At 41.4% G+C, this 16,196-nt stretch carries 15 protein-coding genes; all 15 read left to right on the top strand.

Annotated features, from left to right (window positions below; genetic code table 11):
• The first annotated feature begins 60 nt into the window (after positions 1 to 60).
• The 15 genes from WKI42_RS00400 (at position 61) to lepA (ending at position 15,924) form a co-directional block, all read left to right on the top strand.
• Complete coding sequence (locus WKI42_RS00400; RefSeq protein ID WP_368080888.1) at positions 61 to 858, top strand: formate/nitrite transporter family protein; 798 nt, start codon at positions 61 to 63, stop codon at positions 856 to 858.
• A 146-nt stretch (positions 859 to 1,004) separates the two neighbouring features.
• Positions 1,005 to 2,285, top strand: a complete 1,281-nt coding sequence (locus tag WKI42_RS00395) for an O-acetylhomoserine aminocarboxypropyltransferase/cysteine synthase family protein (protein WP_368080887.1) — start codon at positions 1,005 to 1,007, stop codon at positions 2,283 to 2,285.
• Between the two features lie 95 nt (positions 2,286 to 2,380).
• Positions 2,381 to 3,655, top strand: a complete 1,275-nt coding sequence (locus WKI42_RS00390; RefSeq protein WP_368080886.1) for a DUF2130 domain-containing protein — start codon at positions 2,381 to 2,383, stop codon at positions 3,653 to 3,655.
• An 11-nt stretch (positions 3,656 to 3,666) separates the two neighbouring features.
• Positions 3,667 to 4,545 (top strand): tRNA pseudouridine(55) synthase TruB, encoded by an 879-nt coding sequence (gene truB, locus WKI42_RS00385; protein ID WP_368080907.1) that lies wholly within the window; start codon positions 3,667 to 3,669, stop codon positions 4,543 to 4,545.
• 111 nt (positions 4,546 to 4,656) lie between these two features.
• The gene (udk, locus tag WKI42_RS00380) at positions 4,657 to 5,295 is read left to right on the top strand and encodes a uridine kinase (protein WP_261076053.1); all 639 of its coding nucleotides are present in this window, start codon (positions 4,657 to 4,659) and stop codon (positions 5,293 to 5,295) included.
• 110 nt (positions 5,296 to 5,405) lie between these two features.
• Positions 5,406 to 6,356: a hypothetical protein gene (locus WKI42_RS00375; protein WP_368080885.1), complete on the top strand. Its 951-nt coding sequence runs from the start codon at positions 5,406 to 5,408 to the stop codon at positions 6,354 to 6,356.
• Positions 6,353 to 7,744: a GbpC/Spa domain-containing protein gene (locus tag WKI42_RS00370; protein WP_368080884.1), complete on the top strand. Its 1,392-nt coding sequence runs from the start codon at positions 6,353 to 6,355 to the stop codon at positions 7,742 to 7,744. Before WKI42_RS00375 ends, WKI42_RS00370 begins: the two co-directional genes overlap by 4 nt.
• Before the next feature lie 239 nt (positions 7,745 to 7,983).
• Positions 7,984 to 9,324, top strand: coding sequence for an exodeoxyribonuclease VII large subunit (gene xseA, locus WKI42_RS00365; RefSeq protein ID WP_368080883.1), 1,341 nt, complete (start codon positions 7,984 to 7,986; stop codon positions 9,322 to 9,324).
• Positions 9,302 to 9,514 (top strand): exodeoxyribonuclease VII small subunit, encoded by a 213-nt coding sequence (locus WKI42_RS00360; RefSeq protein WP_000043226.1) that lies wholly within the window; start codon positions 9,302 to 9,304, stop codon positions 9,512 to 9,514. Before xseA ends, WKI42_RS00360 begins: the two co-directional genes overlap by 23 nt.
• Positions 9,511 to 10,386 (top strand): polyprenyl synthetase family protein, encoded by an 876-nt coding sequence (locus WKI42_RS00355; RefSeq protein ID WP_368080882.1) that lies wholly within the window; start codon positions 9,511 to 9,513, stop codon positions 10,384 to 10,386. The genes WKI42_RS00360 and WKI42_RS00355 overlap by 4 nt, the downstream gene beginning before the upstream one ends.
• Positions 10,379 to 11,194 (top strand): TlyA family RNA methyltransferase, encoded by an 816-nt coding sequence (locus tag WKI42_RS00350; RefSeq protein ID WP_368080881.1) that lies wholly within the window; start codon positions 10,379 to 10,381, stop codon positions 11,192 to 11,194. The genes WKI42_RS00355 and WKI42_RS00350 overlap by 8 nt, the downstream gene beginning before the upstream one ends.
• Entirely contained in the window at positions 11,187 to 11,618 is a 432-nt protein-coding gene (locus tag WKI42_RS00345; protein ID WP_050238300.1) for an arginine repressor, read from the top strand. Before WKI42_RS00350 ends, WKI42_RS00345 begins: the two co-directional genes overlap by 8 nt.
• 6 nt (positions 11,619 to 11,624) lie before the next feature.
• Positions 11,625 to 13,292, top strand: coding sequence for a DNA repair protein RecN (gene recN / locus WKI42_RS00340; RefSeq protein ID WP_368080880.1), 1,668 nt, complete (start codon positions 11,625 to 11,627; stop codon positions 13,290 to 13,292).
• Position 13,293: 1 nt separating this feature from the next.
• Positions 13,294 to 14,022 carry a metallophosphoesterase family protein gene (locus WKI42_RS00335; RefSeq protein WP_368080879.1) on the top strand — a complete coding sequence of 243 codons (729 nt, stop codon included), beginning with the start codon at positions 13,294 to 13,296 and terminating at the stop codon, positions 14,020 to 14,022.
• A 78-nt stretch (positions 14,023 to 14,100) separates the two neighbouring features.
• Positions 14,101 to 15,924 (top strand): translation elongation factor 4, encoded by a 1,824-nt coding sequence (lepA, locus tag WKI42_RS00330; protein WP_001047207.1) that lies wholly within the window; start codon positions 14,101 to 14,103, stop codon positions 15,922 to 15,924.
• The last annotated feature ends 272 nt before the right edge of the window (positions 15,925 to 16,196 follow it).

Here is a 16,196-nt window from a genome sequence, read left to right as displayed (position 1 = left end):
GCTTCCTAAAATCCAAAGTTTGTGATATAATTATCAAGAAAAAAGATTTAGGAGTTTATTATGGTTTCTTCAGAATTTATATCAAAGATTGAACTTGCTTGCAAGAAGAAGGAAAGTCTCTATAGTCAAAGCAAATTTAAGTATGCGATTCGTTCTATGTTCGCAGGTGCATTTTTAACCTTCAGTACAGCTGCTGGTGCAGTTGGGGCTGACTTGATTAATAAAATTGCACCAGGTAGTGGACGTTTCCTCTTCCCCTTTGTCTTCGCTTGGGGATTGGCCTACATTGTTTTCTTGAATGCCGAGTTGGTAACATCAAACATGATGTTCTTGACTGCTGGTAGTTTCTTGAAAAAAATCTCTTGGAGAAAAACAGCTGAGATTTTACTTTACTGTACCTTGTTCAACCTCATCGGAGCCTTGATAGCAGGTTGGGGCTTTGCCCACTCAGCAGCCTATGCACATCTCACTCACGATAGTTTCATCTCAGGGGTTGTTGAGATGAAGTTAGGCCGTTCAAATGAATTAATCTTGCTTGAGGCGATTTTGGCAAATATTTTCGTAAATATTGCGATTCTTTCATTTGTTTTGGTCAAAGATGGTGGTGCCAAACTTTGGCTTGTGTTGTCAGCGATTTACATGTTTGTATTCTTAACAAACGAGCACATTGCGGCGAACTTTGCTTCTTTCGCGATTGTGAAATTCAGTGTTGCTGCTGATTCAATTGCTAACTTCGGTGTTGGAAATATGCTTCGCCACTGGGGTGTAACCTTCATCGGAAACTTTATCGGAGGAGGCCTCTTGATGGGTCTTCCATATGCCTTCCTCAATAAAAACGAAGATACTTATGTAGATTAAGAAAATGAGCACGATTGAGTCGTGCTTTTTTCGATTTCGTAAGAAGTAATAGCCACTTCTTATATCAAAATATAGAAAAGAGGTATTAGTCAAGATAGGTCGATAGTGCTACAATATCCTTAATCAAACTATATGGAGGTCGCCTTATGACTCGTGATTTTAAATTTGAAACCTTACAATTGCATGCTGGTCAAGTTGTGGATCCAGCAACTAAGTCTCGTGCAGTGCCGATTTATCAAACAACATCCTTTGTTTTTGATGACACGCAGGAAGGTGCCGATTTGTTTGCCTTGAGAAAACCAGGTAATATCTATACTCGTATTACAAATCCTACAACGGCTGCTTTTGAAGAAAGAATTGCAGCTCTCGAAGGTGGTGTCGGAGCTCTTGCAACAGCATCAGGTATGGCCTCAGTGACTTATACGATTTTGGCTCTTGCTCATGCAGGTGACCATGTAGTGGCAGCATCAACTATTTACGGTGGGACTTTCAATCTCTTGAAAGAAACCCTTCCTCGTTATGGGATCACAACAACCTTTGTGGACGTGGATAATTTGGATGAAGTAGAAGCAGCTATCAATGACAATACCAAGCTTGTCTTGATTGAAACCTTGGGCAACCCCTTGATTAACATTCCAGACCTAGAAAAACTGGCTGAGATTGCTCATAAACACCAGATTCCTCTTGTTTCTGACAATACCTTTGCTACACCATATTTGATTAACGTCTTCTCTCACGGTGTAGATATTGCTATTCACTCTGCGACTAAGTTTATCGGTGGGCATGGTACGACTATTGGAGGAGTGATTGTCGATAGTGGTCGTTTTGACTGGGCAGCTTCAGGAAAATTCCCTCAATTTGTTGAGGAAGACCCAAGCTACCACAATTTGAGCTATACTCGTGATGTGGGTGCAGCAGCCTTTATTATCGCTGTCCGTGTTCAATTGCTTCGTGATACAGGTGCAGCCTTGTCGCCATTTAATGCCTTCCTCTTGCTTCAAGGACTGGAAACCCTTTCTCTTCGTGTGGAACGCCATGTGCAAAATGCTGAGAAAATTGTTGATTTTCTTGTCAACCATCCTAAGGTAGAAAAGGTAAACTATCCAAAACTTGCAGACAGTCCTTATCATGCCTTGGCTGAGAAATATTTGCCAAAAGGTGTGGGTTCAATCTTTACCTTCCATGTCAAAGGTGGGGAGGCAGAAGCACGCAAGGTAATTGATCATTTAGAAATCTTCTCTGCTCTTGCAAATGTGGCAGATGCTAAATCGCTTGTTGTCCATCCAGCAACAACCACTCACGGTCAATTGTCAGAAAAAGACCTAGAAGCAGCAGGTGTCACACCAAATCAAATTCGTTTGTCAATCGGACTTGAAAATGTAGATGATTTGATCGAAGATTTGCGCTTGGCCTTGGAAAAAATTTAAAGTAAAAGAAGATAAACAGTGGGTTTTGACTCACTGTTTTTGATTTTCCCTCAGGCATGATATAATGGTTACAGAAGTCTAGAAAGAGGAACGATATGAACGAAATCAAATGCCCCAACTGTGGGGAAGTCTTTACAGTAAATGAGAGCCAGTATGCTGAACTTTTATCCCAAGTGAGAACTGCAGAGTTTGATAAGGAATTGCACGATCGGATGAAGCAGGAACTGGCCTTGGCTGAGCAAAAGGTCATGAATGAACAACAGTCTAAACTAGCTCAAAAAGACCAAGAAATTGCGCGATTACAGAGTCAAATCCAAAACTTTGATACAGAAAAAGAATTGGCCAAGAAAGAGGTTGAACAGACAAGCCATCAGGCCTTATTGGCTAAGGACAAGGAAGTACAGGCCTTGGAAAACCAATTGGCCACGTTGCGTTTAGAGCATGAAAATCAACTACAGAAGACCCTCTCTGACCTAGAAAAAGAGCGAGATCAGGTTAAAAATCAGCTTCTCTTGCAAGAAAAAGAAAACGAACTCTCTCTTGCTTCAGTTAAACAAAACTATGAAGCCCAGCTCAAAGCAGCCAGTGAACAAGTCGAATTTTATAAGAATTTCAAAGCCCAACAATCTACAAAAGCGATTGGGGAAAGCCTGGAACAGTATGCAGAGAGTGAGTTTAACAAGGTCCGTAGTTTTGCCTTTCCAAATGCTTACTTTGAGAAGGATAACAAGGTCTCTGCGCGCGGGTCTAAGGGGGACTTTATCTTCCGTGAATGTGATGAAAATGGTGTCGAAATCATTTCCATCATGTTTGAGATGAAAAATGAAGCGGACGGAACAGAGAAGAAGCACAAGAATGCGGACTTCTACAAGGAATTGGACAAGGATCGTCGTGAAAAGAACTGTGAATATGCGGTTTTGGTTACTATGTTAGAGGCAGATAATGACTACTTTAATACAGGGATTGTTGATGTTAGCCACGAGTATGAAAAGATGTATGTGGTTCGTCCTCAGTTCTTTATCCAGTTGATTGGGCTTTTGCGAAATGCGGCTCTTAATTCCCTTAAATACAAGCAAGAGTTGGCCTTGGTTCGCGAACAAAATATTGACATCACACATTTTGAAGAAGACTTGGATGCCTTTAAACAGGCCTTTGCCAAGAACTACAACTCAGCTTCGACCAACTTTGGTAAAGCTATCGATGAAATCGACAAGGCTATCAAACGTATGGAAGAGGTTAAGAAATTCCTAACCACATCTGAAAACCAACTCCGTCTCGCAAACAATAAATTGGAAGACGTTTCAGTAAAAAAACTAACTCGAAAAAATCCAACCATGAAAGCGAAGTTTGAAGCGCTGAAGGGGGAGTGAGAAAACAAGATATGAACGGTATTATCAACTTAAAAAAAGAAGCGGGGATGACCTCGCATGATGCGGTTTTTAAACTGCGTAAGATTTTGGGAACCAAGAAAATTGGTCATGGTGGGACCTTGGATCCGGATGTAGTGGGCGTTTTGCCTATTGCGGTTGGCAAGGCGACACGCATGGTCGAGTTTATGCAGGATGAGGGCAAGGTCTATGAGGGGGAAATCACTCTCGGCTATTCCACGACGACTGAGGATGCCAGTGGGGAAGTGGTCGCGGAGACACCTGTTTTATCGCCCTTGGATAAAAAGCTTGTTGATGAAGCAATCGCTAGTTTGACTGGGCCTATTACCCAGATTCCACCTATGTATTCAGCTGTTAAGGTTAATGGTCGCAAACTCTATGAGTATGCGCGTGCTGGTCAGGAAGTGGAACGTCCAGAACGTCAGGTGACCATTTATCAATTTGAGCGGACAAGTCCGATTTCTTATGAGGGTCATCTTGCACGCTTTACTTTTCGTGTGAAATGCAGTAAGGGGACTTACATCCGTACATTATCGGTTGACTTGGGAGAAAAATTGGGCTATGCGGCTCATATGTCTCATTTGACACGAACAAGTGCTGCAGGTTTGCAGCTAGAAGACGCTCTTACCTTGGAAGAAATTGCTGAAAAAGTGGAGGCTGGTAAATTGGACTTTCTTCATCCTCTAGAGATTGGGACAGGCGACCTTGTCAAAGTTTGCCTAAGTCCAGAACAGGCTACAGAAGTACGCTTTGGTCGTTTTATCGAGCTCGACCAAACAGAACAAGAATTAGCTGCCTTTGAAGATGATAAATTGCTAGCCATTCTAGAAAAACGGGACAATCTCTATAAGCCAAGGAAGGTTTTTAGCTAGTCTAACTGGAGTGTGGGGATGGAATTGTTTCCCCTAGACTATCCAAATCAGACTATAAATTTTGCAAAAAATGTGATAGAATAGACGACGGATAAAAAAACGGAGGATAGCATGCAAAATAGACCAATCATTATCGGAGTGACAGGTGGTTCTGGTGGAGGTAAGACCAGTGTTTCAAGAGCCATTTTATCGTATTTCCCTGATGAAAAGATTTCCATGATTGAGCATGATTCATACTACAAGGATCAGTCTCATTTGACCTTTGAAGAGCGTGTCAAAACCAACTATGACCATCCTTTTGCCTTTGATACAGACTTGATGATCGAGCAGATTAAGGAATTGTTGGCAGGGCGTCCGGTGGACATTCCGACTTATGACTATACAGAGCATACACGGAGTAGCAAGACTTATCGTCAGGAGCCTCAAGATGTCTTTATCGTTGAGGGGATCTTGGTCTTGGAGGACAAGCGCCTGCGCGATTTGATGGATATCAAGATTTTTGTGGATACGGATGATGATGTGCGCATTATTCGTCGTATCAAGCGTGATATGGAAGAGCGTGGCCGTAGCCTTGATAGCGTTATTGACCAGTACTTAGGTGTGGTCAAACCCATGTATCATCAGTTTATCGAGCCGACCAAGCGTTATGCTGATATTGTCATTCCTGAAGGGGTTAGCAATACAGTTGCTATTGACCTGTTGACGACCAAGATTGCAAAGATTTTGGAAGAAGCTCGAAACAGCAAATAAACAGATGAATTAGATTTAAGTAAATTTATTGTATATGTATTAAGTTTGGAATATAAATAATCAAAAGAAACTAAGTTTTCTCTAAATCGTTCTAAGAAAGAGTGAGTAATATGAACAAAAACTCAGTAAAATTTGGATTAGCAAGTGCATGCTTAACTTCTGCTATCTTATTTGGGGTGCATACAGTTGAAGCTTCTGACCAATCTTCAAACATTCAACAAAACGAGTTTGATAGTTATGGCAAGGCTTTAACTACGTATAAGGCAGAAACAACAAAATATGAATTAGATAAGAAAGCATATGAAGCAGAACTTAAAGCCTACAATGAAAGTGTGGCTAAATATGAAGCGGACAAGGCTGAGTACGATAAGGCGAAGGCTGAATATGACAAAGTGTTAGCTACAAATAAAGAGACACTTACAAAATACGAAAGTGACCTTTCGGAATACAATAAACAAAAAGCTGAGGCGGACAAGGTAAAAGCTGAATACGAAAAACTTAAAGCTGAGTGGGATGCTAAAAAAGCACAATATGAAAAAGATAAAGCGGCCTATGACAAAGCTCAAACTGACTATAATATGGCCAAAGCTGATTATGACGCTAAACTCGCAACATACAATACAAAACTTGCAGAATACAATAAACAAGTTAAATCTAATGAAGCTGCTGATAAAATTGAAAACGATAAACGTAGAGCAGAATATAACGAAAAATTGAAAAAATTCGAAGAAGAATCGAAGAAACCAGGTCGTTTTGCAAGCGAAGAAAAAAACTATTTGATTTTCGTTAAAGAACCAAATGCTAAAATCAGCATAGAAGTTAAAGATACTGGTGATACTGGTGCTTTAGCAATGTTGAAATATACTCAGAAAGACGGAAGTTTTTGGAAACTAAATCATAAAAAGTTGAGTAGCGACCAATTATCAGATGAAGCATTAGCAAAAAATAATTTGACAGATAAGATCATCAAACGATGGGATGAAACAGTAACAGGTTATCGAGAATACGGCAAAGACCCACATATCCTGTCATTGCCAAAAAAGATAGACCGTTTACCGTGACTTACACAAACTTAGAGAACACCACATACGATAAGAAAAAAGTCACACGTATTGATTATGAATACACTGTCTTAGAGACTGGTAGTTCTGTTGATACAATGCAAATTTCTCCTGCCTACGATCCAACTATTTCAGTATCAATCTATGGTGATTTCAGAAAACATGGATATAGTACAAGAGTTCGTATGAAACCAACTCTATATCTTGAAGATGGAACGAAAGTGATTCCAACAAAAGAAAAACCAGTTATGTTTGCAGTGAGTTCTATGAATACAGGATGGCATGGTTATAGTGACAATTCGTATTATTTCGCAGACAATAAGGATATGTTTAAGGAATTCTATGGGAAATCAGGAGTTTATGACGAATACTTAAATGACGAATTTAAGAAACTGTATAACGTAGACCTCGAAACAGCATCAAAACCCGGCGGATTATTGAGTGACCCTTCCAAACGTCAAGAGTGGAATACAAAAAAAGCAGAATTGAAAACAGCATACGTAAAAGATGAAGAAGAGTACAAAAAAGATGGTTTCAAAAAAGTCAAAGATTATATGACTAACAAATATGGATCCAATGTGAATACATGGCCTAGTACCTATCGTGAAATTGTGTATGCTATTCATAATGCTTCATTTATCAAATTGAATGAATCTTTTGTCTATAAACATGATGATGGATTTTATGCCGATAAAACATTAGATGAAATTAACAGTGGAAACCCGGTATGGGATAACCAAGAATCACCTTACAAATACAAAGGTGCAGGTGTTATAAAAGTGACAGAAGATGGCTTCTATTTGGAATTTGGTGCAACCGTCCCATTCACTCAATTATTCGGAATCAACACGGCTATCGTTGACGAATATATTGATGTGAAACCGAAACTAGAATTGGTTGAAACACCAAAACCAACGCCACCAACGAAACCAGTTGAACCAAAACAACCAGAACTTAAAGAACCAACACCATTAGGAGTTGCTCCAAAAGAACCAAACAAGTTCGATAAAGAAAAACCAGTGAAACCTGACTTGAAAGAACCAAAAGCTCCAACCCCACCGGTTAAGCCTGACTTGAAAGAACCAACGCCACCAACGAGACCAGTGGAGCCACCAAAAGAGGAGACACCAGCAAAACCTGTTGAACCACCAAAAGAGGAGACACCAGCAAAACCAGTTGAACCGCCAAAAGTGGAGAAACCAACAAAACAAGTTGAGACACCAAAAGAGGAGATACCAACGAAACTAGTTGAGCCACCAAAAGAGGAAAAACCAACATTGCCACGTACGGGGAGTGCGTCGGACATGAGTATGATTGTGGTTGGGTTATTAACAACTTTAGCATCATTCTTTGTGTTTACTAAACGTAAAGATGAAAGTAACAAATAGTTATCAAGGTTTTGTCGAAAAGGTTTAAGCAGAAGGCAAAAGTTCACTTTTAAAATATCAAAAAAACGAGTATATCCGTAATTGGAGATACTCGTTTTCTTATGCCATAAGCTGTCAGATATTTGTTGTAAACCTATTATTTATTTTTCCTTCATAATGGTACATAAATGAAGATTTTTAGGCATATTTTTGGTATAATAATACCTATGAAAGAGCAAGAAAATGAATAGTAGGTGGAGATGGAAAAGTATTTATCGGTAACAACTTTGACCAAGTATCTGAAAATGAAATTCGATAAAGACCCTTATTTGGAACGGGTCTATTTAACTGGTCAAGTTTCCAACTTTCGTAAACGACCTACTCACCAATATTTCTCCCTAAAGGATGACCATGCAGTTATTCAAGCGACCATCTGGTCTGGAATTTATCAGAAATTAGGCTTCGACCTAGAAGAAGGGATGAAAATCAATGTGATTGGGCGTGTACAGGTCTACGAACCAAGTGGTAGCTACTCCATCATCATAGAAAAGGCTGAGCCTGATGGGGTTGGGGCGCTTGCGATTCAGTTTGAACAACTCAAGAAAAAATTGACAGAAGAAGGCCTGTTTCAAGAGAGGTTCAAGCAACCTCTGCCCCAATTTTCTAAGAGAATTGGTGTAGTAACCAGTCGCAGTGGAGCCGTTATTCGAGATATTATCACGACCGTCAGCAGGCGATTTCCAGGTGTCGATATCTTACTTTATCCAACTAAGGTTCAAGGTGAGGGTTCTGCGGAAGAAATTGCTCGAAATATTGCGCGCGCTAATCAACGGGACGATTTGGATTTGTTGATTATTGGTCGTGGTGGAGGTTCCATTGAGGATCTCTGGGCCTTTAACGAAGAAATTGTGGTACGAGCTATTTTTGAATCTCGTTTGCCAGTTATCTCTAGTGTAGGACATGAGACAGATGTGACTTTAGCTGATTTTGTGGCAGATCGCCGCGCTGCGACACCAACAGCTGCAGCTGAACTAGCAACACCTGTGACCAAGTTGGATCTATTAGCTCATTTGCAAAATCAAGAAAAACGGATGGCAACAGCAGTCCGAAATGTCCTATCGAAGAAACAAGAAGCTTTGAAAAAATGCAGTCAGTCTGTTATCTTTAGACAGCCAGAGCGCTTGTATGACGGTTATTTGCAACGCTTGGATCAACTGCAACTGCGCTTAAAACAAAGTTTGCGAACACGGATTTCTGATAACAAACAAGTAGTTCAAGCAAGGACGCATCGACTGGTACAATTATCACCCGTTACCAAAATCCAACGCTATCAAGACCGTCTAGGTCAGTTGGACAAGCTTCTCCGTAGCCAAATGGCGCTGGTTTATGATGCCAAGGTTGCTGAGGTTAAGAGACTTTCAGAAGCACTTCTGATGTTGGATACCAGTCGAATCGTGGCGCGTGGCTATGCTATTGTCAAAAAAGAAGAGTCCGTAGTTGATTCGGTTGAGAGTTTGAAGAAAAAAGACCAAGTGACGCTTTTGATGCGAGATGGTCAAGTAGAATTAGAGGTTAAAGATGTCAAAACAAAAGAAATTTGAGGAAAATCTAGCAGAACTGGAAACCATCGTCCAAAGTTTGGAAAATGGTGAAATTGCTCTGGAAGATGCGATTGCTGCCTTTCAAAAGGGCATGGTCTTGTCAAAAGAGCTCCAAGCGACGCTGGACAAGGCAGAAAAGACCTTGGTCAAGGTTATGCAAGAAGATGGAACAGAAAGTGATTTTGAATGAAGAAGCAAGAAAAATTAGCTCTTGTTGAGTCTGCTTTGGAAGACTTTTATGGAGACCAGCAGTTTGCCTCTAGTTTGCGAGAATCTGTTCTCTATTCCATTCATGCTGGTGGCAAGCGTATTCGCCCCTTTCTCTTGTTAGAAGTCCTGGAAGCCTTGCAGGTGGCTATTAAACCAGCACATGCGCAGGTGGCTGCTGCCTTGGAAATGATCCATACAGGGAGTTTGATTCACGATGACCTTCCTGCCATGGATGATGATGATTACCGTCGAGGGCGTTTGACCAACCATAAGAAATTCGGTGAAGCTATGGCCATTTTGGCTGGAGATGCTTTGTTCCTAGATCCTTATGCCTTGATAGCGCAGGCAGATTTGTCAAGTCAGATCAAGGTGGACTTGATTGCCAATTTATCTCTTGCATCAGGAAGTTTGGGTATGGTGGCTGGGCAGGTTTTGGACATGGAAGGTGAACACCAGCATTTGTCTTTGGAAGAACTTCAGACTATTCATGCTAATAAGACTGGAAAATTACTAGCTTATCCCTTCCAAGCAGCTGCTATTATAGCCGAATTGGCACCTGAGATGCAGGCAAAACTGAAAACTGTAGGTGAATTGATTGGGCTTGCTTTTCAAGTTCGAGATGACGTACTCGATGTGACAGCTAGTTTTGAAGAAATTGGCAAGACACCACAAAAGGATTTGCATGCTGAAAAGTCAACCTATCCTGCCTTGTTGGGCTTGGAAGAGGCTATTGCCTTTTGTAACCAAACCTTGGATCAAGCTAATGCCAAATTAGAAGAAATTGCCCAGCAGATTCCCTTTGAGATAGAATCGATTGTAAAAGTAGTAGAAAGTTTGAGAATCAATGGCTAAGGAAAGAGTGGATGTACTAGCTTATAAACAGGGCTTGTTTGAAACGCGAGAACAGGCTAAGCGCGGTGTCATGGCTGGTCTAGTCGTAGCAGTCCTGAATGGAGAACGTTTTGACAAGCCAGGAGAGAAAATCCCAGACGACACCGAGCTAAAACTTAAGGGTGAAAAACTCAAGTATGTCAGCCGTGGTGGCTTGAAATTAGAAAAGGCCTTGCAAGTATTTGATTTATCAGTGGATGGGGCAACAACGATTGATATTGGGGCTTCTACTGGAGGATTTACCGATGTTATGTTGCAGAATGGTGCCGAGTTGGTCTTTGCAGTCGATGTTGGTACCAATCAGTTGGCTTGGAAATTACGCCAAGACCCACGAGTTGTCAGTATGGAGCAGTTCAATTTTCGCTATGCTGAAAAGACTGATTTCGAGCAGGAACCGAGCTTTGCCAGTATTGATGTGAGTTTTATTTCTCTCAGTCTGATTCTGCCAGCCTTGCACCGAGTCTTGGCAGCTCAAGGTCAGGTCGTGGCTCTGGTTAAGCCCCAATTTGAGGCAGGACGTGAGCAGATTGGGAAAAATGGAATTATTCGAGATGCCAAGGTTCACCAGAATGTCCTTGAATCTGTCACAGCTATGGCAGTAGAGGAAGGTTTTTCAGTTCTTGGCTTGGACTTTTCTCCCATCCAAGGTGGACATGGAAATATTGAGTTTTTAGCATATTTGAAAAAAGAAGAGTCAGCAAGTAATCAGGTTCTTGCTGAGATTGAAGAAGTAGTAGAGAGGGCGCATAGTCAATTTAAAAATGAATAAAAAAGAGAGACTTGAAAAAATTAGACGATTTGTGACAGATTATCAAATCGGTACGCAAGAAGAAATTGTAGAACATTTGAAAGAGGCAGGCATCACTGCCACTCAGGCAACGGTATCCCGAGATATCAAAGAACTAGGTATTGTCAAAATTCCTTTGAGAGACAACACCTATGTCTACGAATTACCAAAATCAATCGTGAAAAGTTTGCAACTGGCTGAAGACAATATTGAATCGGCTCAATTGATGGATAAGATGATCAATCTCCAAGTTATTCCAGGAAATACAGCTTTTGTAAAAGCTCAGTTAACCGAGACTTTTGCTGATAAGATTTTCAGCTGTTTGGCTGATGATAGCTCGATTTTAGTCATTGCCAGAAGTGAAAGTCTAGCTGAGGAAATCTTTGAACAAGTAAAAAATTGGTAGGTCTATATGTTACTTGAAATTTCGATAAAAAACTTTGCCATTATTGAGGCTATTTCCCTCAATTTTGAAAAGGGGATGACTGTTCTGACTGGTGAAACGGGTGCAGGGAAGTCGATTATCATTGATGCCATGAATATGATGTTGGGAGCTCGTGCTACGACAGATGTTATTCGTCATGGCGCGCCAAAGGCAGAGATTGAGGGACTTTTCTCAGTTGAGAATAGTCGCCTTTTACAGGAAATTTTTGATGAGCAAGGTTTAGAATTAGGTGATGAAATTATCATCCGTCGGGAAATTCTACAAAATGGTCGTAGTATCAGCCGTGTGAATGGCCAGATGGTCAATCTGTCTGTCTTGCGTGCTATTGGGCAACATCTGGTGGATATTCATGGTCAGCATGACCAAGAGGAGTTAATGCGTCCTCAATTGCACATCCAGATGTTGGATGAATTTGGCGATGCAGCTTTTTGGGACTTAAAAGAAACCTACCAGACGAGTTTTGATGCCTATCGAAAAATGCGTAAGCAGGTTCTGGAAGTCAAGAAAAACCAACAGGAACATAAGGCTCGTATTGAAATGTTGGAATTTCAAATGGCAGAGATTGAGGCAGCAAACTTGCAGGCGGGAGAAGATCTAGCTCTCAACCAAGAGCGAGATAAACTCCTCAACCATAAAAATATTGTGGATACACTGACCAATGCCTACAGCATGTTGGACAATGAAGACTTTTCAAGTTTGGCCAATGTTCGTTCGGCCATGAATGATATGGAAAGTGTCGAAGATTATGACCCTGAATACCGTGAAATTTCAAGCTCTCTGTCTGAGACCTACTATGTCTTAGAAGATATTAGCAAGCGTCTGGAAGCTATTATTGAGGACCTTGATTTTGACGGCAATCGTCTCATGCAGGTTGAGAATCGTTTGGATCTCCTTCATACTATTACGCGTAAATATGGTGGGACTGTAGACGATGTCTTGCTTTATTTTGCTAAGATTACAGAAGAATATAATCTCTTGACAGGTAATAACCTTTCATCTGAGGACATGGAAGCAGAGCTCAAGAAATTAGAAGTCAATCTTATTGATTTGGCAGGTCAGCTTGCCTCTGCTCGTCATGACTTGGCTCAGCAGCTCGAAGCAGAGATTAAACAAGAACTGCAAGACCTCTATATGGAAAAAGCTCAGTTTCAGGTTCGTTTTAGCAAGGGCAAATTCAGTCGTGAGGGCAATGAAATGGTCGAGTTTTACATTTCAACCAACCCTGGAGAAGACTTTAAACCCTTGGTCAAGGTGGCGTCTGGCGGGGAATTATCTCGTCTCATGTTAGCCATTAAGTCTGCCTTTTCACGTAAAGAAGGCAAGACCAGCATAGTCTTTGATGAAGTGGATACGGGAGTTTCAGGCCGTGTAGCCCAAGCTATTGCGCAGAAGATTCATAAAATTGGTCAGCATGGGCAGGTTCTAGCTATTTCCCATTTACCACAAGTGATTGCGATTGCAGATTATCAATTCTTTATTGAGAAGATTAGTAATGACCATTCAACGGTTTCAACTGTTCGTCTCTTGACGGTTGAAGAGCGAGTGGAAGAAGTTGCCAAGATGCTGGCAGGTGATGATGTGACGGAAGCAGCCCTGACGCAAGCCAGAGAATTGTTGAGAAACAGGGAGAAATAAGATGACAGACTATTATGTAATTGGAGATGTTCATGGGAAAGCAGGGATGCTAGAAGACCTTCTCAAAACATGGGATGGTCAGACCCAGTTGCTCTTTCTAGGGGATTTGATTGACCGTGGTGAAGATAGTCGCCGTGTCCTAGAGATGGTTAAGGACTTGGTCCATAATCAAGGGGCAATCTGTTTGTCAGGAAACCACGAGTATATGTTTTTGACTTGGCTCGATAACCCAGAAGAAAGCTATGACCACTATCGTCGCAATGGTGGTGATACAACTATTAACTCTATCCTAGGTCGTCCCTTGGATGCACCGGTTGATGGAGTAGAAGATGCCAAGCGTGTTGCTACTGAAGCGGCAGACTTGGTCGAATTTATTCGTCAAATGCCGTTTGTGGTAGAGACAGATAAGTATATCTTTGTGCACGCAGGTATTGATTTGACCTTAGACGACTGGCATGAAACCACAGATTACAAGAAAGTATGGCTTAGAAAACCATTCCACGAAGCAGAAAATCATACTGGAAAAACCATTGTCTTTGGTCATACACCGGTTTATGGTTTGTTAAAGCAAGACCGAGGTACAGCTGAGCTTTGGACTACAGAAGATGGTAAGATTGGGATGGACGGAGGAGCTGTCTATGGTGGTGTCCTTCACGGGATTGTCTTTACTGACCAAGGAATGACAGAACATCACTTTATTGAAAATGACGGCTTTGTCGCTGAAGATTAGTACTCCTAGCAGGGTATGGTCTTGTCAAAATATCAAAAACAATTTATAATAAATAGATACCCTGAAAGGAAGAGAATCATGAACTTAGAAGAATTGAAAAAACGACAGGAGAAGATCCGTAACTTCTCTATTATCGCCCATATTGACCACGGGAAATCGACTCTAGCAGACCGCATTTTGGAAAAAACAGAGACGGTTTCAAGTCGTGAAATGCAGGCTCAGCTTTTGGATAGCATGGATCTAGAACGGGAACGTGGGATTACCATTAAGTTGAATGCCATCGAGTTGAATTACACTGCCAAAGATGGGGAAACTTATATTTTTCACTTGATTGACACACCGGGGCACGTTGACTTTACCTATGAAGTTTCGCGTTCGCTAGCTGCCTGTGAGGGTGCTATTTTGGTGGTTGATGCGGCTCAAGGAATTGAGGCTCAAACTCTTGCCAACGTTTATCTGGCTTTGGATAATGATTTGGAAATCATGCCAGTCATTAACAAGATTGATCTGCCAGCTGCAGATCCAGAGCGCGTGCGTACGGAGATTGAAGATGTCATTGGTTTGGATGCCAGTGAAGCAGTATTGGCTTCTGCCAAGGCTGGTATTGGGATTGAAGAAATCCTTGAGCAAATCGTAGAAAAAGTACCAGCACCAACGGGTGATGTGACGGCACCACTGAAGGCCTTGATTTTTGACTCTGTTTACGATGCCTACCGTGGGGTTATTCTCCAAGTGCGTGTCATGGATGGGGTGGTTAAACCTGGAGATAAGATTCAGCTTATGAGCAATGGTAAGACCTTTGATGTGACCGAAGTCGGTATTTTTACGCCGAAAGCAGTTGGTCGTGATTTCCTTGCTACTGGTGATGTTGGTTATATTGCGGCTTCTATCAAGACGGTTCAGGATACTCGTGTGGGTGATACCGTTACCTTGGCAACCAATCCTGCGGCAGAGCCATTACATGGCTACAAACAGATGAATCCGATGGTCTTTGCGGGTCTCTATCCAATCGAATCAAACAAGTACAATGACCTGCGTGAAGCCCTTGAAAAATTGCAACTGAATGATGCAAGCTTGCAGTTTGAACCAGAAACATCGCAGGCACTTGGATTTGGTTTCCGTTGTGGTTTCCTTGGACTTCTCCATATGGATGTTATCCAGGAACGTTTGGAACGTGAGTTCAACATCGACCTCATCATGACAGCTCCATCCGTTATCTATAAGGTTAATTTGACCGACGGTGAGTCAATGGATGTGTCTAACCCATCTGAGTTTCCAGACCCAACTAAGATTGCGACCATTGAAGAGCCTTATGTTAAGGCGCAAATCATGGTACCACAGGAGTTTGTCGGAGCAGTGATGGAGCTAGCTCAGCGCAAGCGTGGGGACTTTGTGACTATGGACTATATTGATGATAACCGTGTCAATGTCATCTATCAAATTCCACTTGCTGAAATCGTCTTTGATTTCTTTGATAAGCTTAAGTCTTCAACTCGTGGTTATGCAAGTTTTGACTACGAATTGTCAGAATATCGCCCTTCTAAGCTGGTCAAAATGGATATCCTTCTCAATGGAGACAAGGTGGATGCCCTCAGCTTTATCGTTCACAAGGACTTTGCCTACGAACGTGGGAAACTTATCGTTGATAAGCTCAAGAAAATTATTCCTCGTCAACAATTTGAGGTGCCAATTCAAGCAGCTATTGGACACAAGATTGTGGCTCGTACTGATATTAAGGCTCTTCGTAAGAACGTACTTGCCAAATGTTATGGTGGTGACGTTTCTCGTAAACGTAAACTCCTTGAAAAACAAAAAGCTGGTAAGAAGCGTATGAAAGCTATCGGATCAGTTGAAGTCCCACAAGAAGCCTTCCTCAGCGTCTTGAGCATGGATGAAGAATAGTTATCATAATTGCCTTTCCTTGTTCACAGGAAATTTATATAAGAATCAATAGTAAAGCAGGCTTAGATGGTCTGCTTTTTTAGTTTTTATACTCTTCGAAAATCTCTTCAAATCACGTCAGCGTCACCTTACCGTAGATATGATCACTGACTTCGTCAGTTTCATCTACAACCTCAAAACCATGTTTTGAGCTGACTTCGTCAGTTTCATCTACAACCTCAAAATCATGTTTTGAGCTGACTTCGTCAGTTTCATCTACAACCTCAAAACTG

This window comes from Streptococcus pseudopneumoniae, from assembly GCF_038148935.1.
Lineage (GTDB): Bacteria > Bacillota > Bacilli > Lactobacillales > Streptococcaceae > Streptococcus > Streptococcus pseudopneumoniae_U.
Note: the sequence above shows the minus strand (reverse complement) of the source record. Positions and strands in the feature narration are given on the sequence as shown.

Bases quoted from the DNA above. Each gene is read 5' to 3' on its own strand.
- truB (WP_368080907.1), top strand. From the start codon at position 3,667: ATGAACGGTATTATCAACTTAAAAAAAGAAGCGGGGATGACCTCGCAT.
- xseA (WP_368080883.1), top strand. From the start codon at position 7,984: ATGGAAAAGTATTTATCGGTAACAACTTTGACCAAGTATCTGAAAATG.
- WKI42_RS00400 (WP_368080888.1), top strand. From the start codon at position 61: ATGGTTTCTTCAGAATTTATATCAAAGATTGAACTTGCTTGCAAGAAG.
- recN (WP_368080880.1), top strand. From the start codon at position 11,625: ATGTTACTTGAAATTTCGATAAAAAACTTTGCCATTATTGAGGCTATT.
- WKI42_RS00350 (WP_368080881.1), top strand. From the start codon at position 10,379: ATGGCTAAGGAAAGAGTGGATGTACTAGCTTATAAACAGGGCTTGTTT.
- WKI42_RS00345 (WP_050238300.1), top strand. From the start codon at position 11,187: ATGAATAAAAAAGAGAGACTTGAAAAAATTAGACGATTTGTGACAGAT.
- WKI42_RS00390 (WP_368080886.1), top strand. From the start codon at position 2,381: ATGAACGAAATCAAATGCCCCAACTGTGGGGAAGTCTTTACAGTAAAT.
- WKI42_RS00335 (WP_368080879.1), top strand. From the start codon at position 13,294: ATGACAGACTATTATGTAATTGGAGATGTTCATGGGAAAGCAGGGATG.
- WKI42_RS00375 (WP_368080885.1), top strand. From the start codon at position 5,406: ATGAACAAAAACTCAGTAAAATTTGGATTAGCAAGTGCATGCTTAACT.
- lepA (WP_001047207.1), top strand. From the start codon at position 14,101: ATGAACTTAGAAGAATTGAAAAAACGACAGGAGAAGATCCGTAACTTC.
- WKI42_RS00360 (WP_000043226.1), top strand. From the start codon at position 9,302: ATGTCAAAACAAAAGAAATTTGAGGAAAATCTAGCAGAACTGGAAACC.
- udk (WP_261076053.1), top strand. From the start codon at position 4,657: ATGCAAAATAGACCAATCATTATCGGAGTGACAGGTGGTTCTGGTGGA.
- WKI42_RS00355 (WP_368080882.1), top strand. From the start codon at position 9,511: ATGAAGAAGCAAGAAAAATTAGCTCTTGTTGAGTCTGCTTTGGAAGAC.
- WKI42_RS00395 (WP_368080887.1), top strand. From the start codon at position 1,005: ATGACTCGTGATTTTAAATTTGAAACCTTACAATTGCATGCTGGTCAA.